At 39.0% G+C, this 23,907-nt stretch carries 20 protein-coding genes; 8 read left to right on the top strand and 12 right to left on the bottom strand.

Going from position 1 to position 23,907, the window contains the following annotated elements:
* Nucleotides 1-9: 9 nt before the first annotated feature.
* The 6 genes from J4N25_RS20750 to J4N25_RS20725 all read right to left on the bottom strand — a co-directional run bounded on the left by J4N25_RS20750 (nt 10) and on the right by J4N25_RS20725 (nt 5,015).
* Complete coding sequence (locus J4N25_RS20750) at nt 10-1,107, bottom strand: toxic anion resistance protein (RefSeq protein ID WP_207423719.1); 1,098 nt, start codon at nt 1,105-1,107, stop codon at nt 10-12.
* A 67-nt stretch (nt 1,108-1,174) separates the two neighbouring features.
* Nucleotides 1,175-1,789 (bottom strand): TerD family protein, encoded by a 615-nt coding sequence (locus J4N25_RS20745; protein WP_207423718.1) that lies wholly within the window; start codon nt 1,787-1,789, stop codon nt 1,175-1,177.
* Between the two features lie 13 nt (nt 1,790-1,802).
* Nucleotides 1,803-2,357, bottom strand: coding sequence for a TerD family protein (locus J4N25_RS20740; RefSeq protein ID WP_207423717.1), 555 nt, complete (start codon nt 2,355-2,357; stop codon nt 1,803-1,805).
* A complete protein-coding gene (locus tag J4N25_RS20735; RefSeq protein WP_207423716.1) occupies nt 2,347-3,192 on the bottom strand; it encodes a phosphoribosyltransferase family protein in 846 nt (281 codons plus the stop codon). Before J4N25_RS20735 ends, J4N25_RS20740 begins: the two co-directional genes overlap by 11 nt.
* Nucleotides 3,189-3,890, bottom strand: a complete 702-nt coding sequence (locus J4N25_RS20730; RefSeq protein ID WP_207423715.1) for an HAD family hydrolase — start codon at nt 3,888-3,890, stop codon at nt 3,189-3,191. Before J4N25_RS20730 ends, J4N25_RS20735 begins: the two co-directional genes overlap by 4 nt.
* A 240-nt stretch (nt 3,891-4,130) precedes the next feature.
* Nucleotides 4,131-5,015 (bottom strand): beta-1,6-N-acetylglucosaminyltransferase, encoded by an 885-nt coding sequence (locus J4N25_RS20725; RefSeq protein ID WP_207423714.1) that lies wholly within the window; start codon nt 5,013-5,015, stop codon nt 4,131-4,133.
* A gap of 143 nt (nt 5,016-5,158) precedes the next feature.
* Between J4N25_RS20725 and J4N25_RS20720 the strand changes: the two genes are divergently transcribed.
* The 4 genes from J4N25_RS20720 to porU2 all read left to right on the top strand — a co-directional run bounded on the left by J4N25_RS20720 (nt 5,159) and on the right by porU2 (nt 13,796).
* A complete protein-coding gene (locus J4N25_RS20720) occupies nt 5,159-6,400 on the top strand; it encodes a protoporphyrinogen/coproporphyrinogen oxidase (protein WP_207423713.1) in 1,242 nt (413 codons plus the stop codon).
* Nucleotides 6,397-7,851 carry a flippase gene (locus tag J4N25_RS20715; RefSeq protein ID WP_207423712.1) on the top strand — a complete coding sequence of 485 codons (1,455 nt, stop codon included), beginning with the start codon at nt 6,397-6,399 and terminating at the stop codon, nt 7,849-7,851. Before J4N25_RS20720 ends, J4N25_RS20715 begins: the two co-directional genes overlap by 4 nt.
* On the top strand, nt 7,820-8,776 hold the full coding sequence (locus tag J4N25_RS20710; protein ID WP_207423711.1) for a hypothetical protein: 957 nt from the start codon (nt 7,820-7,822) through the stop codon (nt 8,774-8,776). The genes J4N25_RS20715 and J4N25_RS20710 overlap by 32 nt, the downstream gene beginning before the upstream one ends.
* A 133-nt stretch (nt 8,777-8,909) precedes the next feature.
* Nucleotides 8,910-13,796, top strand: a complete 4,887-nt coding sequence (gene porU2 / locus J4N25_RS20705) for a putative type IX secretion system sortase PorU2 (RefSeq protein ID WP_207423710.1) — start codon at nt 8,910-8,912, stop codon at nt 13,794-13,796.
* Here porU2 and J4N25_RS20700 read toward each other — a convergent pair.
* The 5 genes from J4N25_RS20700 to J4N25_RS20680 form a co-directional block, all read right to left on the bottom strand.
* Complete coding sequence (locus tag J4N25_RS20700) at nt 13,785-14,948, bottom strand: glycosyltransferase (protein WP_207423709.1); 1,164 nt, start codon at nt 14,946-14,948, stop codon at nt 13,785-13,787. The genes porU2 and J4N25_RS20700 overlap by 12 nt on opposite strands.
* Before the next feature lie 7 nt (nt 14,949-14,955).
* Entirely contained in the window at nt 14,956-15,900 is a 945-nt protein-coding gene (locus J4N25_RS20695) for a GNAT family N-acetyltransferase (protein WP_207423708.1), read from the bottom strand.
* An 8-nt stretch (nt 15,901-15,908) separates the two neighbouring features.
* Nucleotides 15,909-16,841, bottom strand: a complete 933-nt coding sequence (locus J4N25_RS20690; protein ID WP_207423707.1) for a GNAT family N-acetyltransferase — start codon at nt 16,839-16,841, stop codon at nt 15,909-15,911.
* 14 nt (nt 16,842-16,855) lie between these two features.
* Nucleotides 16,856-17,782 (bottom strand): GNAT family N-acetyltransferase, encoded by a 927-nt coding sequence (locus tag J4N25_RS20685; protein WP_207423706.1) that lies wholly within the window; start codon nt 17,780-17,782, stop codon nt 16,856-16,858.
* 75 nt (nt 17,783-17,857) lie between these two features.
* Nucleotides 17,858-18,709 (bottom strand): energy transducer TonB, encoded by an 852-nt coding sequence (locus J4N25_RS20680; protein ID WP_207423705.1) that lies wholly within the window; start codon nt 18,707-18,709, stop codon nt 17,858-17,860.
* 185 nt (nt 18,710-18,894) lie between these two features.
* Here J4N25_RS20680 and J4N25_RS20675 point away from each other — a divergent pair, with 185 nt between their 5' ends.
* The 3 genes from J4N25_RS20675 (at nt 18,895) to J4N25_RS20665 (ending at nt 22,833) form a co-directional block, all read left to right on the top strand.
* Complete coding sequence (locus tag J4N25_RS20675; RefSeq protein WP_207423704.1) at nt 18,895-21,069, top strand: glutamine synthetase III family protein; 2,175 nt, start codon at nt 18,895-18,897, stop codon at nt 21,067-21,069.
* Nucleotides 21,070-21,232: 163 nt separating this feature from the next.
* On the top strand, nt 21,233-22,411 hold the full coding sequence (locus J4N25_RS20670; RefSeq protein WP_207423703.1) for an AIR synthase related protein: 1,179 nt from the start codon (nt 21,233-21,235) through the stop codon (nt 22,409-22,411).
* 179 nt (nt 22,412-22,590) lie between these two features.
* Nucleotides 22,591-22,833: a hypothetical protein gene (locus J4N25_RS20665; RefSeq protein WP_207423702.1), complete on the top strand. Its 243-nt coding sequence runs from the start codon at nt 22,591-22,593 to the stop codon at nt 22,831-22,833.
* A 77-nt stretch (nt 22,834-22,910) separates the two neighbouring features.
* On the opposite strand, the gene J4N25_RS20660 is transcribed toward J4N25_RS20665, so the two are convergent.
* On the bottom strand, nt 22,911-23,162 hold the full coding sequence (locus J4N25_RS20660; RefSeq protein ID WP_207423701.1) for a hypothetical protein: 252 nt from the start codon (nt 23,160-23,162) through the stop codon (nt 22,911-22,913).
* Between the two features lie 311 nt (nt 23,163-23,473).
* On the opposite strand from J4N25_RS20660, the gene J4N25_RS20655 reads away from it, so the two are divergent.
* The gene (locus tag J4N25_RS20655) at nt 23,474-23,677 is read left to right on the top strand and encodes a hypothetical protein (RefSeq protein WP_207423700.1); all 204 of its coding nucleotides are present in this window, start codon (nt 23,474-23,476) and stop codon (nt 23,675-23,677) included.
* The last annotated feature ends 230 nt before the right edge of the window (nt 23,678-23,907 follow it).

Genomic DNA, 23,907 nt, shown 5'->3' with positions numbered 1-23,907 from the left:
CCGGCTCTGTCAATTTATATTAGTAACGTTCTTTTTAAGTTCTGTTTCTAAAGATTGTAATTCATTATTCAGCACCTTACGGTTCTGTGTACCCTCATCATGAATGCGTTTTACTTCATTCAATGTTTCGATGAGCGATTGGGTTGTACGTTTCAACGTGTCAATGGATACCACTGTTTTCTCGTTTTCGCGCGCAACGTCAATACTATTCTGCTTCAATAACTCTGCATTTTTCTGCAGGATAGTGTTGGTGGTATCAGAGATTTTCTTCTGCATTTCCACATTAGCCTTCTGGCGCTGAAGCGCAACTGCAATAGTAAGCTGATTTTTCCAGACTGGAATAGTCGTTGAGATAATTGATTGTGCTTTTTCGGCAATTGATGTATTGTTGTTTTGAACTACCCGAATCTGAGCTAGTGATTGCAACATGATAAAGCGAACTACTTTCATGTCGGCAAGCCTCTTATCAAGGCGTCCTACAAAGTCCCTGAGATCTGCAATTTCGTAATCATTATAATTTGCAGGAGCTATCTCCATCTCAGCCAGCTTCTCACTAAGTTCTTTATGCTTCAGCTGACCTGCAATGATCAGGTCTTCCATCTGTTTGATGTATGTCACATTGCTATCAAACATGGTCTGGAGCGAGCTATTGTCTTTAATAGCATTCAGACGTCCCGCCTTGATCTTATTCGTGATCTTATCTATATTATTGACAACAGTATCGTACTTCTGAAAAAGCTTTTTGGCATCGAATACCAACTTATTCAGAAATGGGATCTTAGAAAGTAGCTGCTTAAATCCGCCCTGGTTCAGTTCATCTACATCAATGTAGTTCAGTTCAGTAAGAAGATCATTGATCAAACCTCCGACCTCACCTGAATTATATGTTCGTACGGAAGTCAAGAACTCATTACTGTATCTCTCCATCGAATTCTGTACGTCCGCGCCATAATTCAATATCGAATTCACGTCTTTGCTTTCAAGACTCTTACTGAGACTTTCATACTTTGCCGCATCTTGTTGATTGATAGCTGATAAATCAACATTACCATCCTTGTCAATAGCCTTTGATGGCAGCTGCTCTGTATTTCCTGGAAGTATTTCCATAAGTTGTTTTTTAAACGGCCCTTCTTCTGTTTATCCTATTTAGAAGAAGGGCCTGTTATTTTGGTTTCTATAAGTAATTCTGACGTACCGTATTGATCGATTCTTCTAGTTTGCGATCTCTGGTTGGCTCACCAATGGCATTAAATTTCCATTCGCCGTTCTTCTTATAAAATACGCCCATAACCAAAGAGGTATGACCGGAGAAACCAGGATTATTAGCTATATCATATTTAGCAAAAACTTCATTAACACGTTTCGGTGTACCTTCGTAGATCCTGATTGACGCGAAAGGAATTGATCCGAAATCCTGTCCTCTGAAACTGTTTAATACAAATGCCACATAAGAAACAGAAGGATTTAGTTTCGAAAAGTCAAGAGTTAACACCTCGTTATCCAGGCCATCGTCGCCATTCAAATCTCCGGTCAGATCATCTCCGCTGTGTTGTATCGCACTGTCTTTGGACCGCAAGCTTCCATAGTAAACGGTATCGATGTGCCTTTTATCTTCTGTATAAAGCGCACAACTACCATCAAGGTCGACGGCTTCTTTTGATTTTCCGAATCCGAATAGTCCCTTTTTCTCAATTGCTCCCCAGTTGATACCTACACACACACTTTGCAACTTCGCACCGTTTTCTTTTTCAAGGTTGATGCGCTGACCTTTTTGTAAATTAATTGCCATAATTGTGATAATTTTAGTTGTACTTATTCAGGTATTCTTCTAAGCCTCCCTTCATGCCTACACCCACTGCCTCAAATTTCCATTTTCCGTCGCGCTTGTAGATCCGACCGAACTCAACTGCTGTCTCGATGGAAAAATCTTCTTCCAATTCGTATTTCAGTAATTCTGTGTTTGTAGAAGCATCAAAGATCCGCACGTATGAGTTCCTTATTTGTCCGAAATTTTGCTTTCTGGTTTCAGCATCATGGATAGTAACTACCAGACATACCTCAGCTGCACGCGAGTCAATCTTCGAAAGATCCACTTTGATCTGTTCATCGTCTCCTGCGCCCTCTCCTGTGAGGTTATCTCCTGCATGCTCAACTGACTGATCTGGTGACTTCTTATTGTTATAAAATACAAAGTGTTCATCAGACAAGAGCTTTTTATTTTCGCCCAGAATAAACACTGAAGCATCAAGGTCAAAACTTGCACCCGTTGATGAACTATTGGTGTCCCATCCTAAGCCTACTATAAATTTCGGGGCATCTAATGCCTCCCTTTGTCCTTTTTGAAGATTAATTGCCATTTACTATTAAATTAGCTTTGTTTATTATTAAATTCTGTTTGATATATTTCAGGTTTACGGAATAGTTTTCAATCCTGTGGTAACCATTTCCGATTGCCATATTGTACAAGTTTTCAATAAAAGCATCATTTTGATCCTTGATAAAGATTCCGAAGGTTTCTGGATCACTGCTCAGGATGTACTTTACAATCCTGGTATTGATTTGAAACTCTCCTGAATTGATAATTCCATTCAGGTCGAAGATAGATTTTACGCAATGATAGTTAAGACTATTTTCGATGGTTGGATGGATCCCCTCATTAGTTAATTGAGCAAAATACACCAGGAACACATCGTTATCAAGGTAGTTGCTCTTTATCATCCTGTCGATCATTCGTTCATGACTTCCTGTTATTCTGATATCGTCAAGAAAGATCAAAAGCTTATTCTCCAGAAAGGAACGGTCGATGTGAAATGAGTCATTTTCTATTAAAGCGAGCCTTTGTTTTGCATCCAGATTGCCGTAATCTTCCTTATAGGTGATCGTACGATAAACTTTAGCTTCCTGAATAACAGGGTAGTTATTTTCAGCCAACCAATGATTCAACTCGTAAACAAAATGGGTCTTCATGGCGAAGGTGGCTGTTGGAACAAATGCATACGGACTCGAAAACACTACAATTTGCCTATGGATAGGGGTAAACGCTAAAACTTCTTTTATAAAACCCTTTGCTAATGAGGTTCCAAACTTTTTTGCAACTGCCCCATCGCCAAACTTAAAGCGGCTGTATTCGTCGGGATTAAACATAAAACCGGACGGGTCGCTGATCTTATGTAAGGAATAGGTTTTTCTCATTTTTTTATTAAATCTGCAATTCTTAAATCATTACTATTTATTAAAAAAGAATTAATTCCCACCGTTCTTGCCCCTTCGACGTCTGCACGCGGGTTATCACCAACATGTATTATTTCTTCCGGATAAATGATCTCACTTCCTCTTCGTTCTGTTACCTCCGCAAGTAATAGTTCAAAGAGCTCTTTGCTTGGCTTCGAAAGTCCTGCCTCGTCGGAGTATAATTGAAAATTAAAAAAAGTTGTCAATTGCAGTTCGCTCAATACTTTCCGAAGTGTACTTCCTTTTATAAATCCCGTATTACTTAATATGCTTATAGAATTTGCCGGATTCTCCTTTAGATGTGAAAGAACAGGAATTGTTTCATTACAATAAACAAAAGGCAAATAATTAAATAAAAGGTTTTCCATGTCTGAGAAAACTTGCTGCAGATCTACCTGTGATAAGGGTAATGCATTTTCGTTAATCAAACTGATCACCATCAGGTACATTTCGTCGGCATCAATATTCTTACCGGTCTTCTCATTAACTGCATTGCACATTAAATCAACCTGACGAAATATATAGTTGACCTCATCAAGACTCTTGTGCAGATGATTAAAGTTCCTAAAGAAATATTCTGCTCTTTTTTTCTTGAATTCAGGGTTAGACCGGATTAAGGTTAACCATAAGTCGAAGGAATAATGCTTATAGAGGTTCATGAAAGATCAGGTGTGTTGCGATCGGGTCTTTTGTTTTAATGTGTATCAAAACTAAGAGCAAAATTGATATTATCAAATATTGCAGAAAATATTTATATCAGCTACAGGCGGTGAAATATTACCAAACTTCCTGTATTGCTTTTCCTGGCATTTTCTGGATCTGTCCCCGGGAAAATTCGATAACAGGCATTTTTATTTTTCCGCTTTTTTTCCAAAAGTAAACTTAAGGTGATTTATCTATCAAGCAACAGCTGCTCTAATGCGATGTTCTATTTTGTCAAGCAATCCAGCACTAACAGGAGAATCAAACTTGCGGGCGAAAAAGCAATTTGATCTTTGAAGAGGAGGCCAGTCTGTTTCATCAAGATTCGCAGGATAATTTCCGTTTCTGCTTTCCCAACAAATATATCTTAAGCTATTATTGACGACGGAGGGTGCAAAGGGAGAATTCATGAGGATCGTTGGCAGCAGAAGCTCGTCGCTGCAGAAAACATGCCTGAAACTTTTCAACAATACAGGAGATTCTTCGGCATATTTATACAGGTAACTCAAACATTCCGACGATAAGGACCACCAGGTCCTACCGCCATAAATAGCGATATATTGTGGCTTAAAAGTTCGTGTTAATCTCAACTTCTTTTGTAGAAAAACAAACGTGTTATTAATTCTCCTTAGAATACCTGTTCTTGCTTTGAACAGGTCGAAAAGATAATAATATCTAACCCGGTTAACTCCTCCCTCATACCACACTTCACTGGGCAATTTAAAGTATTCCATAAATTGCTTTCCTTCATTCTGTATTAGAAAATCAGTTAATTCTCTACTATTTTTAATCAAAAAGTCCTGTCCACTCATTAGGTGAACGTACTTAATCTCCTTGTCTTTCAATATCTCCCCGATCAACCTCAGAACGCTCTGCACAATTAGAAGGCTCCCCCAGTTCATCTTGAACTTAGCAAGGTAAACTACTTTAGGGTGGCAGTTCAGATAATTGAAGTTCGCGGCTGTATAATTATTCTTTTCATCTACATGGATATAGAACCAATAGTCACTATCGAAACTTTCTATTATTTTTACTAAATGCTCAAAATTTTTGTGCGCGAGTATGGCAACAGCTTGTTTCATGTATATTTATAGCTCTCGAAGCTCCAATGCAAAGTAATAGTAACATTCGCTCCTTTCAAATTATTTCTACAATTGCCTCTTTATATGCTGAACAGCAAGGCATAGCATTGCCTAATGAACTGATATTTACGTAATATTAAAGTATGAGAGTTGGGATTTTAGGGGCAGGAATATCTGGTTTAAGTTTGGCCCGCTTTCTTAAAGATAGCTTTCATGTTGAGGTCCTTGAGAGTAAGGATGAGGTGGGAGGAATTGCAAGGACTCTTTCTGTTGATGGCTTTACTTATCACCCTGTCGGCGGTCATTGCTTTAACTCGAAACACAGTACAGTTTTAAACTTTGTATTTGATCAGGTTTTAGCAAGAGAAGATTGGAACGTTGTTACACGAGATGCTGCCATAAAACTAGGGAGCAAAGAAGTTAACTATCCCATCGAATATTCTGTAAGGGAAATAGCTGAACATTTTCCCGAAATGGCTGCTGCGATCATAGCAGATTTCAAGACAACAAGTACAAACAATATCAGTAAAAATTTGGAAGAATGGTTCAGGAACCAATTTGGGAACACCTTATCCGAAATCTACTTCTTGCCTTACAGCAGGAAGATCTGGGATAGGGACCCCTCAGAGATAGATCCGAGCTGGGTAGAGGGGAAGTTGCCGATTCCTGATCGTGAATCCTTTCTAAGGAGCTTAAACAATGAGGAACACGACCACATGGCGCATCGCCACTTCTTCTATCCGAAAACCAACAATCAGAATACCTTTATTGATAGGCTGGCCGTGGAATTGAATATTACCAGGCAATATAAAGTAACTTCCATCAGGAACAACAAAGAAAGAAATACCTGGACGGTGAATGGGGAGAAAGAGTTTGAGATACTTATAAGCACCATACCGCTGAACCGACTGCCAGAGATGATCATGGGAACACCTCAGGAGATAATTGAAGCTGCAGGAAAACTGAAGTATAACAAGGTGACTACAATGCTTTGGACATCAGGGACAACTAACAAGACCTGGACTTATATACCTGAAAAAGAATCAATATTTCACCGATACATACATATCGGTAACTATTTCACCCCAAAACAAGATATTACTATTACGGAATCAATTGGGGAAAGAAGCTATGAAGAGATGAAAACAGCAGGAGAGAAAGATCCATTTTTGGTGAAACCATTAGCATATCATGTGTCCGATCATGCTTACGTGGTTTTCGACAAAGAGTATAAAGAGACCACAAAACTGCTAAAAGATCATTTTAGGCGACTCGGAATCCAGCTGCTCGGAAGATTTGGAGAATGGGAGTATCTTAACATGGACGAATGTATTAACAGGAGTTTGCATCTTTCTATAGAAATTAAGAAAAGACTTCAGGAATGAGCATCAGGAAAAGTATGGTTAGCAATTTCATTCTAACCATGTCCAATATTGTATTCCCGCTAATTACCTTTCCTTATACAACCCGTTTGCTTTCGAACGCGAGCCTGGGTCAGGTGTTCTATGTAGAAGCCTTTACCAAGTATTTCATTCTCTTTTCCTGCATTGGCATCCCCGCCTATGGAGTTCGTGAGATTGCAAAAAACAGGAATGAACCTGAAGTATATTCCAGGATTGTAATGGAGTTAGTGATGATACAAGGAGGACTTGGACTATTGTTCTCCCTTATATTTTTATGCTTGCCTTTGTGGGTTCCCAATCTGGCGTCACTTTCAGATCTTATAAGATTGTCTTGCATAAGCATCATAAGTTCTTCCTTCCTTATCGAGTGGTTTTACCAGGGATTAGAACAATACACTTATATCACTACTAGAACAGTATTATTAAAAGCTCTAAGTGTTGCTTCCATTATTTTATTAGTAAAATCGCCGAATGATTACCTTTTATATTATTCCATACCAGTGGTAATCAGCACGATAAATGCGTTGATAAACTTTTCAAGGTATTTAAAAAGTTACCACTATACCCCCTCCGAACCCTTAAAGCCATTTCGACATTTTAAACCTCTGTTTGTCCTTTTTTCAATTAACCTTGCAGTAAGTGTTTACACTCTCCTGGATACTATTATTCTGGGTATTCTTACAGACCCTGTAAGTGTGAGCTTGTATAATGTACCTTTGAGATTAGTAAAGATAGTTTGGTCAATAACAGCGAGCCTGGGAATAGTATTTATCCCTCGAATAGCTAATTTCCATAAAAAAGGAGAACAAAAGGAAATCGCCAGGATTATGACCCAAAACTTTAGCCTTGTCTTATTATTTACCATTCCTTTCGCTTTTTTCTGCCTTGTTTTTCCGAGAGAGATCCTTGGCTTTGTTTCGGGAAATAAATATGAACACGCTGCTACCTGCGTTCAAATTCTGGCACCTATTCCGCTTATTATTGGTCTTTGCAATGTTATGGGTACTCAATATCTATTGCCTTCCGGACGGGAGCAAAAAATACTTAAAGCAACAATCTTCGGCCTGATCTGCAGTCTTTTGTTAAACTTCCTTCTAATACCAGTTTTAAAACATGAGGGAGCTGCAGCTGCATCCCTGGTTGCTGAAGTGGTTGTGTGTACCTATATTTTTTCTGCTGCCCGGAAATTTATAACCATCAGCATAGACTATAATCTATTAAGACTTATCGCAACAAGCTTAATTTTCACCTTTATCTTAACCCTGGTCTTAAAAGATTTTTACAGAAGCAACATTCTTCTTTTAGTTTCAGGACTGATTTATATTATTAGCATTTTTGTCTTACAGATCATGGTTTTTAAGAATAGCTTTCTGGCTAAACTTATTAAGATTCCAACCCGCAATGAACAGAGTAGCCTTACTGATAATTTTTAACCACAACTATGAGGGGAATCTCGATAGGCTCTCGGAACTTTATTCGTCCCGCTTTCAGAACATCTGGTTTATCATGCCTTTCTATACCGGGAGCCGAAAGGATGTAATCGCGGTTTATGAAAACTCCTTCTATTTTCAGGGATATGTTACTACAGCGTTAAAGGCAATAGAACTGCTTAACTTCGATCATTATTTTTTTATTAGTGATGATCTTTATCTCAACCCCGAAATAAATGAAGCCAATTATAGGGAGTATTTCAGGGTGGACGAAACAACCGCTTTCATTCCGGGAATTTTTTCGCTAAATGATTCAGCTGAAACAAGACCCTTCCGTCCACATTCTCCATGGTGGCCTCACTTACAAAGCGCCATACAATTTACTACTGATCAGAGAGGTATTGAGGTAGCAAAAATGCTGCCCACCTATGAAGAAGCACTTACCTTGCTGGCGAAACATGGATTTGCGTTTTCAGGAAATCTGGACAGGAAGATGTTCTTTGGAAAAAACGTATTCAGGGGTATTAGGAGAAAAAAAGATGTTTCTTTAAACATAGAAAGATTGAAATTGCTCTCTGACAACTTCAAATACATCTTGAGAGGAGCCAAGCTTCAATATCCTTTGGTCGGTTCCTATTCTGACATTTTTATCATACCGCGAAAGAACGCGAATCAGTTCTCATTATACTGCGGTATTTTTTCAGCCTTACATCTGTTTGTCGAAATTGCTATACCAACTGCATTATGTTTGTCGGCAGACAAAATTGTAATGGAAGACCAGCTAGGTTTAAAAGGTGAGACTTATTGGAGATCTGAAGGGATCCGTGAATGCGAGCGAACGTACAAGAAATCTTTAAACTACCTTTATATGAATTTCCCCAGAGAAAAACTATATATACATCCCGTTAAACTATCACGATGGACTTAATTATTGGGGAATTATCATGTTCTAAGAAAAAATTAAAAGATTTGTTACCTCTTTACGAATTTCACGTAGAAATGTCTGTCATCTTCCTAATGTTGCCTACAGCAGCGAGGGAACTGTTTATTGAATTTGATCGATGAGATTTAAGTTACTTTTAATATTCCTTCTGTTTTTTAATAAGCTTTTTGCCCAGCAGCCTTATGGCAATGAGTGGATCAAAAAAAATCAGCCCTATTTAAAAATCAGGGTTTCTGAGAGCGGCCTTTATAAACTTACTTACTCACAGCTGCAAGCTGCAAGTTTCATAGGGCAGAATACTGATCCCAGAAACTTTAAGATATTCTTTCAGGGAAAAGAAATTCCTCTAATTGTTACAGGAGAAAATGACGGGAGCTTTGACAGTGGGGATCAAATTCTATTTTTTGGTAATAAAAACGATGGAAAATTGGATGAAGTTCTTTACGAAAAGCCCTCCTTTCAACCTAATCCTGAAGTAAGCCTTTTTACAGACCAAGCCACCTACTACTTAACCGTTTCTAGTATAGCAGGAAAACGGTACCAAACCCCATCATTAAATGCAACATCATTAAGTCCCGAACCCTTCATACTTTATACTTCTTCACTAAACTTTTTAGACCAGTATCAGCCGGGAGAATATTTGCTGGATGTGATGTCTTTGTCGGAATACATAAACGGAGAAGGATATATGGGCACCGTGTTTGGGAAATCGGAAAGCCAAACTAAAACCCTTGCTACCCCCCACCGCGTAATAACTAACAGCGTTAAACCCCTTCTTGAATTTTATGTTGCCGGAAGATCAAATGCTCTCTCTACTTCTAGCTTCAATCACCATTTAAAGGTCCTGATAGGATCTAAAACTATAAAAGACACGCTTTTCAACGCCTATTCAACTATACGCGCAAGAGTACCTCTTGAAAGTTCTGATATCAACGATGTAACTTCACTTACCTTTAGCTCTGTAAATGACCTGAATGCCGCGACCGACTATCAAGCTCTTTCTTATGCCCGGATCACTTACCCCAGATCACTCAATGCAGCCGGCATTAATTCTCTTTCGTTTAAGCTAAATTCGAAATCCCCAACAAGCCTTCTCAGGTTTACCAATGCTTCCTGGACTGACGCAATGGTTTTAGACACGACAAACGCCAGGGCGTACACAGGAACCAGTAGTGGCAGTAATACGGAATTTGTCATTAATAATCCGGGGGAAAGCGCTCTTTTTGTTACAACAATTTCTTCGGCAAAAACAGTCTCGATTGAGAAGGTGAATTTTAATGTAATTGATGGAAACAGTTTTAACGCAGATTTGATCATTATCACGCATAGCTCTCTTGCAGGTGCAGCAGAGGAATACTCGAAGTATAAGATATCAAAAGGGTACAAGACAAGCCTTATTAATACAGATGATATTTACGACCAGTTCTATTATGGAACCCATCATCCGCAGGCCATCAGAAACTACCTTAGATATATTTTTGGTACCGCAAAGACAAAGCCGCAGTACTTATTGCTTTTGGGAAAGGGGTATGAAACACCGCGTGCTCTGCTTGCACAAGACCTGGTTCCTACCATGGGTTACCCTGCATCGGATGCAGCATTCTCCTCTCAGATTCTTGATAATACTCTGGCCCCGGCCCTGGCAACCGGAAGGATCCCTGCAAAAAACAGCGAGGAGGTTTTTAATTATTTGAACAAGCTAAAGGCTTACGACGCCTTACCTGATTCTTTATACAGAAAAAACGTGATCCATGTAACCGGAGGCCGGGATATTAATGAAAACAGCCTTTTCACCAGCTACTTGAATGATCTTGCTAAAATTGCCAAGGGAGAATTCATGGGGGCCCACATAACCAACTTTAACAAGCAGGTAACAGATGCAGTAACAGAAAATCTGTCAGATAAGATTGTAAACAAAATTAGTAATGGGGCAGGTTTTTTATCTTTCCTCGGTCATGGCAGCACTGGCGCAACAGAAGTTTCCCTCGGCAGCCCCTCCTATTACAGTCAAGACCGGCTTTTATTTTTCCTAATCAACGGCTGCAGTACGGGCAATGCTTTTACTAACGGTTCACTTGGAGAGTCTTATATTCTTCAGAAAGGTCGCGGAGCAATTGGATGGATTGGAACAAGTAGTGAGGGTGTAGCAAGTTACTTATACTCCTTCAGTAAAAAGTTCTATGATCATTCATTCAAAACCCATTATGGAGAGCCCGTAGCGATGAACCTACTATACGCAACGCGCGACTATCAGATCGCAGATAAAAATTTACAGCAAGCCCATACAAGGCAATATATTTACCTTGGAGATCCCACTGTTGGGTTTTACGCTCCTGCTAAACCTGATTATGAGATTAGACAAGGAGATGTATTTTTCAGTGATAAGAATATAACGGCCAATAGTAAGGAACTAAAATTAAGCATAGTTATTAGAAATCCAGGAAAGGTATCTACCTCTGGCGTTTCGGTTTCTGTAAAAAGGATTCTGGAAGACAAAAGAATAGTAAACTATCCCCATCAATCCTATTCTCCTATCTATAACACTGATACTGTTACGTTTTTAATCAATAACGACATTGACAGGGCCGGAGGAAATAACACTTTCATTGTTAGTGCTGATCCTATCAATGCTGTTGAGGAGCTTAATGAAAGCAATAATACCTATACTTACAATTACTTCCTTCCATCAACAGGCCTATCGCTTGTCTCGCCCCCTGCTTTCGGCATTGCAGGTACCAATCCGGTGATACTAGAAGTAGAACAAAACAACTTGTCAGTTAAACGTTCGGAATATCTTTTTGAAATTGATACCATTAACACATTCGACAGCGGATGGAAGAAATCCTCCCCTATCATTACTTCAGGCCTGTTTGCACAATGGCAGCCGGACGTAAATTGGGATGCGGGGAAGGTTTACTACTGGAGAGCCAAAGTTAATCTTGATGAACAGCAGGGAGGTAGATGGCAACAAACCTCTTTCACCTATATTCCATCCAGTCCAGCCGGCTGGAACCAGGGACATTATCAGCAATTTGATAACTTAACATTTAGCGACAGGTTAACTTACTCGGAAGACAAGAAATCGTTCCGGTTTGCAAACACCACTTATCCTGTACTTATCAGAACACGCGGAGACCTTGCACCGACATCAACAGAAAGAGCTATTCGCCTCGGCATTTCGGCTGGTAAATTTTCCTTTAATACCTCAGAATTTCAAGGACTAACGATCATCGCTCTGAATCCATTGAAGCAAAATTCTCCCCTGAACTACCCAAGTCCTCACAATTATAAAAATGATGGCATTAACGGTACAGGACAATTTTATTTTAATACCAGCCTTACTGCTGGCCAAGACTCCCTTATTAGGTATATAAATAATATTCCGGCAGGTTATTTCGTGATAGGTATGAGCGGATTGAATTTTGATCCCAAGACCCTCCCTTCGGTGGTGAAAGCCGCTCTTGGCTCTTTAGGCCTTTCGATTTTTAATACTGTGGGCTTAGGTGAACCTTTTGCGTTCTCTGGAAAAAAAGGTTCAGCACCTGGTACAGCAACTGAGTTTACGGCAGATTATAGCCATGTAACGCCTGCACGGGAACAGGCAATTACGGTTAATTTCAATCTTCCCTATCCTTTTAGCTCAGGTTTTTTCACTTCCGATAAAATAGGTCCTGCACTGGAATGGACAAGCGCTGAATTTAGTTTCCAGACAGATCAGGGAGACCAAATTCAATATAGTGTGATAGGCATAAAGGAAGACGGTTCTGAAGTAATCTTGCATAATGCTTCTCCTACCGGAGGACTTGGCTCTGTGGATTTGAAGCATGTACAACCAACGATTTATCCGTTTATAAAACTGAGGGCTAATGTGGAAGACAATAAATTCTATTCCCCTGCTCAGTTAAGCTCCTGGAAAGTACTTTTCAAATCATATCCGGATATTTCCCTAAATACAGATTTTGCCGACGAGTTTTATAGTAAAACAATTTCGAGAGGAGATACTATAAAGCTTAAGGTTGGAGTAAGCAACTTAGGCATTAGCAAAAGCGATTCGCTCGTTGCCCGCTATAAAATAATTAAACCCGACAACACAGAGATTAAAGGAACAATAACTACGCTTGCCCCACTGGATCCTAAAGCGAATACAAGTCTTTCATTTTCTTACCCTACCACTGCCCTCACCGATTCTAACCTTCTTCAGATCTCTGTTGAGCCTATGGATTTGAAAGACGCCTTAGGCTTTAATAACCAGATCAATTACTTTTTCTATGTGCAGCCGGATAAAAAAGGGCCATTGGTAGATGTGTTATTTGACGGTCAGCGAATTGTTAATGGGGAGACGGTTTCTCCAAAGCCACAAATAGCAGTTTTAATACGAGATGAAAATAAGTTCCTTCTCCTTAATGATACTACATCGGTTGAACTTTACCTAAAGAATAACGCAGACGGCCACCTCAAGAGGATTGCCTTTAGCTCAAATAAAGTAACCTTACAAACTCCAGGGACCTCTGACAATAACAAAGCTACTTTTCTATTCCTTCCTGATCAACTTGCTGATGGGGTCTATACCTTAAATGTAAGAAGCAAGGATAAGTCGGGAAACTTTACCAGCAGTAACGATTATGAAGTATCGTTCGAGGTGATCAACGAAGCGACGATCACTCACTTCCTGCCCTACCCTAACCCTTTTACCACCTCCATGCAGTTTGTATTTAAAATAACCGGGCAGCAGGTACCGGATAAAATAAAAGTTCAGATCATGACCGCAACCGGAAAGATTGTACGGGAGGTTCTGAAAGAAGAATTAGGGGATCTGCGGATAGGAAACAATATCTCAAACTTTAGGTGGGATGGTACCGATCAGTTCGGAGACCGACTCGCAAATGGAGTATACTTCTATCGAGTGTATGTTGAAAATAATGATAAGTCGGGAATTAAACATCGTTCTACTTCAGCAGACTCTATGTTCAAGCAGAATTTTGGAAAGATTTATTTAATGCGGTAGTATAACATCCATATAGAATTTTAGCAATTGGGCACCGACTTCAGCCCTTCCATATTTTTTGAGCGCTTCAGAACGAATTTTATCTCTATTGAAATCTACGGTTCCATCTATGAAGTTAATCATCGATTCAGCTAACTCGTCTTTGTTCGCTGGGCTAACCAAAAGTCCATTATCTGAACTAATCATTTCAGGAATCCCTCCAGCCATTGATCCGATTACCGGCACTCCGCACAGAAGAGATTCAATTAAAACTACTGGCTGATTTTCAAAATGACTGAAAAGTATGAAGGCGCTAGATTGATGAAAATATTCAGGGATCTCTTTGTCTATATGCCCATGAAAGAAAACCTCCTGCTCTAAACCTTCAGTACAAACAATTTTCTTAAACTCATCAATCTCTTTTGAATGGCCTACAAAATGCAGTTCAAATCTCCTTCCCTTTGATTTTACAATTTTTGCTGCGCCAAGGATGCCCCGGATATTTTTAACATGATCTTCCATACCGGAAATATGAAGAAAACTATTAGTCTTGGATTGGGAGTAATTGGGCGATAAAGTGAACCTATTGCTATCTACTGCATTGTTAATGATACGAAAATCTTTATGACTTAAACCTTGCTTTATCATAGCCCTCTTTAAAGCTTCTGAAACAGCAGACATACCGGAAGCATGCTTAACAATTATCCTTGTTACAAATTTTCTAAAAAGTCCCTTATAGGTATTTCGTTCAGGAAGATATCTGCTCCAATGCTCCGTGATTACATAGGGAGTTTGGTGCAAAAATTTTAGAAAAAATGGGATAATACCGCTTCTTGTTAGAACATGAACGTGATTAACATCCGCTTTGCCAAACATCCTATAAGCCTTGTAATATCCATAGAAAGAAGCAAACATAAACAGGATCGCATTTAGCGGAAACATGTAAGATTTATTAATCCATAGAGAGTAGCTCCTATAAACACTAATACCATCCTCAACACCTGCCTTAAATTGAAATAAAGAGTTTAAGGAAGGATCATTTATTACATAGTAAATTGCCAGGTGAGTATCACTATTAATACTTTTAGCATGGTCCCTGACAAATTTACCGGCGATCGGATTTAGATGGTTTGGGTACCAAGCCGGAAAAAATAAAACTTTAAGCTTCCTCATTTACTATTTAGGTAACAAACCTCTTTAGAATCCGACTCATACTATTAAACTGCTTACTAAGAGAACTTCGAAAAAAGTTATATTTAACTTCATAATGAGCAGTAAGATCCTCTGAAAAATTTGATTTAAAATTACCAATACCTAGTGTATTAGCTCCAAAAAGATCATTGGTTTCGTAGCCATCTTTCTTCAATTGGCGGAATATTTCCATATAGAGCGCAGTATGAACGCCCGTGTCATAGTGCTTCTTTTCAGAGCTTATTAAGATGTTCATTGAATGTTTCCTTAAATCATCTACTATTAGTATTCCAGAAGCTATCAACTCCTCACCTAGCCTGGCAGTTAGAGCCTTGGCATAACCAGCCTTTATCATTCGCTTTATGAGCAGCTCCAAGCCTTGGGCATATTTTTTCGAAAACCCGTACCTCGTAAAATCTCGCCTGTACTGCTCAAGGACATCCTGAGACTCATCTCCCCAAAAAAATTTTATTCCCTCTTTTCTCGCCCTGGTTTCTCTTGCCTTTAACTTTCCGTGAAACTCCAATTCATCTAAGTTTTTTAAAATGGTGTAATTGACAGAGGCCTTGAATCCCAAACGAATAAATGGCCTTACATCTGTGAAGCTCGGTGAAAATATGAAGTGCATTGAGTTATACTTAGACTTAAGCAATTCAAGTAGTTTTAGTAATGCTTGCTGACAAATAAGAAAGTTACCATTAGTCCAAATTGAGGTATAAATATAGATTGATGGTTGAATGAGCTTGGCGTCTTTTGAAAATGTTTGAAAGCCTAAAACAGCTTTCCCATTCTTCATCACTATCCAAGCTACTGGGCGTAAATTAAAAGATTCGGAAATTATTGTTACAAATTCCGCTTTATATTGGATCGATGGAGCAATTGTGCCGTTACTAATTTGTTCCCACGTCTCCAGAGAGACTTGTTGAATTTCCATTTACTCGGTTAAACTATTCTTCTTATGACCGACGCAAGCTTCGCGGCTAAGCGTTCTATTGTATTGTAATAGGGGTCGTAGTACACTTTGTGGTAGGGTATTAACGTCGTTCCGAATCGAGACTTAAAAAGACTTATATTCCGAATATTTGCGCCGCAAAAATCGACGTAAGAATATTTATGTTCATTGCACCATTTTAAAAAATAGTAATTAAGATATGTATGGGCGTACTTTTCATTATCCACTCTATTTAACATTACTCGATAAACTTTTCCACTTTTATTATCAATCAATACTAAAGCGGCAGCAATAAGTTTGTTTCCCTTATATAGGTTGCACGATTGGAGGAAATTATGCTCGCTCCATAAATTGAATAACTTTTCATACCCACGCAGTAATTGAGCGGAAAAGGCCAAAGACTGATGAAAAGAACAATTCAACTCCCATGACCTTTTATCATAACCTTCTACTTTGAATAAATACTCCCTTGTTTCCAGCCGGAGAGAATCCTTTAATACGCTCTTGCCGCTAGGATGGTTATTCAAATTCACGTAGGTAAATTTATTTTCGATTTTAAACCCATTCCAGATGAAAGGTCTGATATCTGTAATGGAAGGATCTAACTTAAGTGTTATTCTTCGATAGGTTGCTTTTAATGAACAAATAATGGAAGTAAGGATTTCAATGTAAATAAACTCCGTCATTGGTTTAGCAACCCAGAAAGGGTGATAGTAAAACTCTGCCGGCGTGATAATTTCGTTGGATTTACTAAAGAAAGCTGTTGCCGACTTTAATTGTGAATGTTCCTCGTACAAATAATAAATCACTGTTGCGGAGTATGTTTGAGCTAGGGTACCTAGAAATTCAGGGTTAAAAAAAATGGAAAATGGTAGATCTAAAGTCTTCTGAGCCCATTCAACAGATGTAACTTGCTTCCACATAAAACTTCCTCCTATCAGATCCCAACAGCGTATCTAAATACCCTTAATAACTTGTAAAAGGCACCGCCACAAATTTCCACTTCACAATACGAAACCAAGTCGCCTTTAAACTTTGCTTTATACCAAGCAATCTGCGGTATATTAGCTCCTAGAAAATCACAGCTTTCAAATCCTTTTTCTTTATATTTTGCCATAACTAAATGGTATAACAGCGTATGTGCTTCCTCATTTCCATTTCGTTTAGTAAGGAACATTGTTTGAACCTGGCAACGGAAATCATCACGGAAGATATAAATAGCGCCTGAAAGTTCTGAGGACTTCCAAAGCTCGTACACTTCAGCAATTCCATCTGCAAGTAAGGACTCAAGCAATTTTCTGTGCAACCGCCTTTTTCGCAAAGACCAAAACTTCCTGTTATGGTTAAGGATTTCTGTGAAACCCGAACCAAATTTGTCTGATTTGATGAACTTATAATCTTTCGCTAAGCCTCTATTTATAATTCGATGAAGGTTTCGTGAATACTTAAGGTTATCTAAACTTTTTACATACGTTTTTTTGTATCTCAAAAAAACCTGTGCACGTTCTAAGGAGTCGATATACTTGAACGCTGGAGGTAATCTTAATCTAATAAATAAATACCTCGATTTAAGCTCTGTGAATAGAAGATAAAAGTCTTCGGCCAGGGCTTCTTCATCAATTCCGTGGCCTATAAGAAAATTATGATAAAGGTTGTAAATAGGTTGAGTCAGTGTCTTTTGCTTTTCAAGTGCTGCAAATCCAATTGTTTGAACACCCTCATTATTACTCCAAATGAAGTAAACAATTTGTCGCCTTGAACATTTTGCTCCTACTTCTAAAAACTTCCGTGTTTGAGTAGTTGAACTGAGTGGCGCGGCATTCAGAAATCTAGTCCAAGTATTTTCACTAACCTTTATCAGCATAAAAAACGCTGAAAGATAATAATTATCCAAATCTCTCAGCGCCTTCTATTATTAGGATTAGGAACCAAATTAGGATTATTCCCCCATTGCAAATACAATCGGTATGGTAAACATTACCCGTACCTTCCTTCCATTCTGTTCACCTGCACTCCATTTAGGTGACTTTTTGATAACCCTTGCTGCTTCTTCATCGCAACCAAAACCTATTCCTTTAGCGATTTTTATATCTGTAAGGCTTCCATCCTTCTCCACTATAAAATTCACATAAACACGTCCGGATATGTTACCCTCCTGAGCTGCAACAGGATAGCGAAGGTTCTTCCTTAGGTAGTTGGCAAAGGCATCAAAACCACCAGGAAATGCAGGTTGAACTTCTAAAGTACCTGGGGTAAGGATATCATCACCTAAACTGTTTGATGTACCTTCACCTATTCCATTTCCCCCTTGCCCTTCTGTTGGCGTACTAATAGCATTTGTTGCTCCGGTTGTCCCTTCCTGTGTAATCGGGCCAATCACTGCATGTTCGATCTCTTGTGGCGTAGCCGGGTCTTCAATAGTTGAAGAGTTTGCAGGAACAACCCTTGGAGCTACATGCCTAATCGTTTTTAATTTTTCTGGTTTAGATTGCCCTTCTGATTTTGCCGGTTCAACTTTCTTAGTTGGGAGCTCAACAATTACTACTTTGTCTGCAGGAAGGATTGTTGGGGCTTCCGTGCCGGAGACAACCACATCCTCTCCCTTCAAATATTGATAGATCAGTGGAGAACAAACTCCGCCAATAAAGAGTGCAGAGGCAATAAATAAGGCTTTGGTTAGTCGCGAATTATAATTTTTTCTTAATTCATAAGCTCCATAACTCTGGTTCCGGTTGGCAAATACAACATCAAGCCACTCGATGCTGTATACGTTTAATTTTGAGCTAAGCATAATCGTTCGTTTATTGATTGGATGCTGACCAACTATCATATTCCATAAGCTCAGAAAACTTTTTTTACTTATTCGAAAAGCACTCTTTTTTTAAACAATGTTTAGATAATTCAATACTTTTTGCAAATATTTGAACCTTAGAATTCTAGGTAGATTAGAAAAAAATAAAAATTAAACGAGATACAATGGCAAATTTGAGGTTCCAGGCATTAAACGCAGTGCTTTCAAGGAGCATTCCTGAAGTAAAAGCACCATCGGATAAAGTTTCCGAATTTTATGCGTCTAATGTTTTTGATAAAAAGAAACTTAGCGAATATTTATCTAAAGAAGCCCTTGAAAGTGTAAATGATTCAATCATCCACGGCGTAAGAATAGAGCGCGATATTGCAGAGCAGGTTGCCTCTGCAATGAAATCCTGGGCTATTTCTCGCGGTGCGACTCACTATACCCACTGGTTTCAGCCTTTAAATGGTTCTACTGCCGAGAAACATGATTCCTTTTTTGAGCCCTCTGGAGATGGTGCTGCGATAGAAAAATTTACAGGCGACGCACTTTCTCAGCAAGAGCCAGATGCCTCAAGTTTTCCTAATGGCGGTATCCGCAGTACTTTCGAAGCTCGTGGTTACACAGCTTGGGATCCTTCTTCCCCTGCCTTCCTAATGGGTAAAACCCTTTGTATTCCAACTGTATTCGTTTCCTATACCGGCGAATCTTTAGATAACAAAGCTCCTTTATTAAAAGCTTTAGCTGCTCTCGACAAAGCAGCTGTTTCGGTTGCGCAGTACTTTGATAAAAGTATCGAAAAAGTAAATGCCTCCCTCGGTATTGAGCAGGAGTACTTCCTTGTTGACCTGGCTTTATTCAACGCTAGGCCCGACCTGTATCTGACAGGAAGAGCCCTATTCGGCCATATGTCGGCTAAGAATCAGCAACTAGAAGACCACTATTTTGGTTCTATTCCTGACAGGGTACTGGCATATATGCAGGAATTGGAGATTGAATCTATTAAACTAGGAATTCCTCTTAAAACCCGTCATAATGAAGTTGCCCCTTCTCAGTTCGAGTGCGCTCCCATATACGAAGAGATCAACTTAGCCATCGACCACAACCAGTTATTAATGGATTTGATGGATAAGATTGCCCGTAAGCATAACTTCAAGGTGCTTCTTCATGAAAAACCATTTGCGGGTATCAACGGATCAGGAAAACACAACAACTGGTCGCTGATCACTAATACTGGAAAGAACCTTCTTTCACCAGGGAAGACTCCTAAAAACAACCTGATGTTCCTTACGTTCTTTGTTAACACCATCAGAGCCGTCTTCGAACATGCTGATCTACTTCGTGCATCTATTGCATCAGTTAGTAACGATCACCGTTTAGGTGCCAATGAAGCCCCTCCAGCTATTATCTCCATCTTCCTTGGAAGTCAATTAAGCAATGTGCTGGATGAAATTGAGTCTTCACGTGTTACCAGCAAAATGAAAAATGAAGCAGCACTTTGGACTAACATTCCTAAAGTTCCTCAAATCCTGCTAGATAATACTGACCGTAACCGTACTTCTCCTTTCGCCTTTACTGGTAACAAGTTTGAATTAAGAGCAGTTGGGTCATCAGCAAACTCTGCAAGCCCGATGACCGTATTAAATACCATCGTTGCAGACCAGTTGAATAAATTCAAAGTTGACGTCGATAAACTTCTTCGTAAAGGAGAAAAGAAAGACGTTGCTATAATGACTGTTATCAAACGTTACATCAAGGAATCTAAAGCTATCCGTTTTGAAGGTAACGGATACTCGGAAGAGTGGGAGCAAGAAGCAGCATCAAGGGGATTAGCAAACATTAAAACTACGCCAAAAGCTCTTGATGCATTGGTAACTGAAAAAACAGAGCGACTGTTTGAGGAGAGCGCAGTATACTCTAAACGTGAGGTTCATGCACGCCATGAGATCTTGTTAGAGAACTATTATAAAAAACTTCAGATTGAAGCTCGGGTTATGGGCGAATTAGTAAACAATGTTATTATTCCTGCTTCTATCGACTATCAGTCGGACTTGATAAATAACGTACGTGGTTTAAAAGAAATTGGTCTTGGAGAGGAAACATACCAGGCCCAGCTGGAAATCATTACTAAAATCTCTGAACACGTAAATCAGATCAGGGCAAATGTGAAGCAAATGGTTAATGCACGTAAACAGGCTAACGTAATTGAGGGTCCGCGAGAAAGAGCAGTTGCTTACGACGAGACTGTGAAAACCTTTTTTGAACCAATTCGCTATCACGTTGACAAATTAGAGCAATTGATTGCCGATAATAAATGGCCTCTCCCTAAGTTCAGAGAGTTGTTGTTTATCAAATAAAGAGATATCCCTACTAAAAGGGAGTTAAAAGTAAATCATATAATTGAAGCCCGAGGCGAATTCTAACATTTCCTCGGGCTTTGTTTATGAATCACTTACTGTTAAGAAACCAAAGCCCTTCACACCGTCATTTCTCACGTCTAAATTTTTATCTTTGCACCCGATGTCAGATTTGAAATACAACCAACGGGGCGTTTCTGCCGGAAAAGAGGACGTTCATAACGCAATCAAAAACATTGATAAGGGAATTTTCCCTAAGGCATTCTGCAAAATAATTCCCGATATATTAGCTGGCGATTCAAAGTGGTGCAATATTATGCATGCTGATGGTGCAGGAACCAAATCTTCCCTGGCATATGTTTATTGGAAAGAGACGGGTGATATTTCTGTATGGAAAGGTATTGCTCAGGACGCTATCATCATGAATATTGATGACCTTCTTTGCGTTGGGGCGATAGACAATATACTTCTTTCTTCTACCATTGGAAGGAATAAAAATGTAATACCAGGAGAGGTTATTGCTGAGATCATTAACGGTACTGAGGAAATCCTTTCGGAACTTCGAGAGTTGGGAATTGGAATATATTCAACTGGCGGAGAAACAGCAGATGTCGGGGACCTTGTAAGAACGATCATTGTTGATTCTACAGTTACCTGCAGAATGAAAAGAGAGGATGTAATTTCAAACGACAGGATTAAGGCAGGTGATGTTATTGTAGGCCTAGCCTCTTACGGACAAGCTTCTTATGAAAAAGAATATAATGGAGGTATGGGGTCTAATGGCTTAACCTCTGCCCGCCACGATGTTTTCCATAAGTATGTCGCTGAGAAATATCCGGAGAGCTACGATCCTGCAGTGCCCTATGAACTTGTATTTGCAGGAGGGAAAAAACTTACCGACGAAGTGACCGTTGAAACTGGGGAAAAAGTAACAGCCGGAAAATTGGTTTTATCAGCAACGAGGACTTATGCACCGGTTATCAAAACAATACTCGAAAAATATCGGAGTCAGATCTCAGGTATGGTTCATTGCAGTGGCGGCGCGCAAACAAAAGTACTTCACTTCATAGAGAAACTTCACGTTATCAAAGATAACCTTTTCCCTATTCCTCCTCTCTTTAGTTTGATTCAGGAGCAGTCTGGTACTTCATGGGAAGAAATGTATAAGGTATTTAATATGGGTCACAGGATGGAGCTCTATGTCCCATCAGAAATAGCAGAAGACATCATTAACATTTCTAAAAACTTCAACATTGATGCTCGCATAGTAGGACGGGTTGAGGCTGCTGACAGAAAACAAGTAACTGTTAGTTCTGAATTTGGAAAGTTCACCTACAATTAGAAAGTAGCTAAAACTGTATTGATACTAAATGTAAAAGGGTACTGGCATTCAGTACCCTTTTACATTTAGTGGTGTATAGAGAAGAAGACGTCTCCTCTCCCTACATCATCAAATATAAGCATCCCAAGCCTGTATTTTTCTGGCAAGATATCTGCAAAGGAATATAAAACACTACTTATATGAAAAAGCTAAATTCAATTTTGCTACTTGCGTTTGTAAACGTAATGGCTTTTGCACAAGAAAAAGGAGCAGGAACTACAGATATTAACGTCGATATAAATGGAGGCGGTGAAACAGCATCTTCCTTCCCCTGGTTGTGGATAGTAGGAGGAATAGTGCTAATTGTACTTCTATTTGCCTTACTTGGCGGTTCGGGAGGCAGAGATCGTATTATTGAACGCAAGACGATAGTAAAAGAATAGTACAGTACCATTAAAAAATACTGAGTAACTATAAAAACCCGTTCAGGCCGGGTTTTTATAGTTATTACAAATGTGAGTTACTTCTTTACATTATTACCTTCGTTTTCAGCCTCACTGTTTAATGTTTCAGGATCTGGAGTTAACCCCTTCTCGGGCTCGATAGTGAAGGACGCTTCAGAAGCGTCTACAGCCTGCTGATAACGTTCCATATCAGAATCGTAATCGTTTTTGTTAGCACTCTTATTACTGTTATCTACCGTATTATCATGAACCGGCTTATCCGTTGGCCTGTCCTGATTTTCTAAAGATTCGTTCTCCTCAATATTCATAGCTATTCGATTTTCTATTAAAGACGCTGGCCAGATAGTTTGTTTTGAACAATAATCTTTTTGTTACGACTTCCACAGTTGCTCCTATTCCTATTAATCTTATATTTTTTTAAGCATTTTTTACTTTCTTAATGATGAGGTTAAAACAAATTGTTGTTTTCTCTGTTATACTGCTTAACATCTTAGCAAAATAAATGCAACATTATTACCAGCTAAGAAATAGTTAAGTAGCTTTATTAACAATATCTTAAAACGCCGAAAACATTTGGATTATTTAGGATAAATAACTTTAGAAAAATAAAAAATTAGAAATGAAATTATCAAGCATTGAAATCACAGAGAAGGAGTACCTGATAAAATTAAACAAGGAAGATTTCGACCTTTCGTTTATAAATAATTTGGTTAAAAGGATACAAGCTGAAACTTTTTTCAACTTTGATTCTGTAAGCGACGACGATATAATCAGTAGAAATAGAGATAGAGGCCCTTACTTCGATCACCTGGATGACAAATAAAATCATCTGGTGATCTTCTGCCTTATTTAAACAAGTATACCATCTAACTTAAATCCAACCCTTAACTTTAAGAAGCCAAACCCTGATGCGAATGCTATTCACATAGGATTGATGCGCCCTGCTTAAATGATTTTCCATCCACGTATTGAAACGCAGCAATAAAAGGTTTCAACAAAACCAAAGGCAGAGGTTTATAACCTGAATGATAAAATAGCCTTAGAGTTCTTTAT

This window comes from Desertivirga brevis (genome assembly GCF_017355835.1).
This window is presented reverse-complemented; position numbering and strand designations above follow the sequence as displayed.